This is a genomic window from Mesorhizobium sp. M2A.F.Ca.ET.037.01.1.1 (genome assembly GCF_003998075.1).
Lineage (GTDB): Bacteria > Pseudomonadota > Alphaproteobacteria > Rhizobiales > Rhizobiaceae > Mesorhizobium.
The window spans coordinates 1-1,083 of sequence record NZ_RZSA01001470.1 but is presented as its reverse complement, the minus strand read 5'-3'; the positions used below and the strand labels follow the sequence as shown (position 1 = coordinate 1,083).

Genomic DNA, 1,083 nt, shown 5'->3' with positions numbered 1-1,083 from the left:
CGGCAATATATATGTCTCGGAAGCACTGTGGCGCGCCGGGCTCTCGCCGCTGCGCGAAGCCGGCACCATCGCCGGCTCGGCCAAGAAGGCGAAGGGACAAAGCGAACGCCTCGCCGAGGCGATCCGCTCGGTCATCGCCGATGCGATCGCCGCCGGCGGCTCGTCGCTGCGCGACTATGTCCAGGCCGACGGATCGCTCGGCTATTTCCAGCATTCCTTCGCGGTCTACGATCGCGAGGGGGAGCCGTGCCAGAAGCCGGGCTGCCGCGGCCATGTCGAACGCATCGTGCAGAGCGGCCGCTCGACCTTCTATTGCCGGACCTGTCAGCGGTAAGCTAGGAACGGTATCGATCATCCCACCCCCGCGGAGGAAGCGAACCATGACCTATGAAACCATTCTCGTGGAAACACGCGGCAAGGTCGGGTTGATCACGCTGAACCGGCCCAAGGCGCTCAATGCACTGAATTCGCAGGTGCTTGCGGAGGTGGTCGCGGCGGCGAGCGCGTTCGATGCCGATCCCGCCATCGGCGCGATGGTGCTTACGGGCTCGGAAAAGGCGTTCGCCGCCGGCGCCGACATCAAGGAAATGCAGGCGATGTCCTTCGCCGACGCCTACACGCAGGATTTCTTCGTCGGCTGGGAGGAATTCACGCGCACGCGCAAACCCATCGTCGCGGCGGTCGCTGGCTATGCGCTCGGCGGCGGCTGCGAGCTGGCCATGATGTGCGACTTCATCCTCGCCGGCGACAACGCCAAATTCGGCCAGCCCGAGATCACGCTCGGCGTCATGCCGGGCATGGGCGGCTCACAGCGGCTGACCCGATTCGTCGGCAAGTCCAAGGCGATGGACATGTGCCTGACCGGGCGGATGATGGACGCGGCCGAGGCCGAGAGGAGCGGGCTGGTGTCGCGGGTGGTCCCGGTCGCCGAGCTGCTCGACGAAACGCTGAAGGCGGCGGCGAAGATCGCCGAGTTCTCGCTGCCGTCGGTGATAATGACCAAGGAAGCCGTCAACCGCGCTTACGAGACGACGTTGGCCGAGGGGCTGCGCTTCGAGCGCCGTCTTTTCCATTCGCTGTTTG

The 1,083-nt window shown here is 65.6% G+C and carries 2 protein-coding genes; both read left to right on the top strand.

Going from position 1 to position 1,083, the window contains the following annotated elements:
* A partial coding sequence (locus EOA27_RS37665) for a zinc finger domain-containing protein (RefSeq protein ID WP_281059525.1) occupies positions 1-334 on the top strand: 334 nt, incomplete at its 5' end.
* Between the two features lie 46 nt (positions 335-380).
* Positions 381-1,083: enoyl-CoA hydratase (locus EOA27_RS37660; RefSeq protein ID WP_127258869.1), on the top strand; the 703-nt coding region annotated here is incomplete at its 3' end.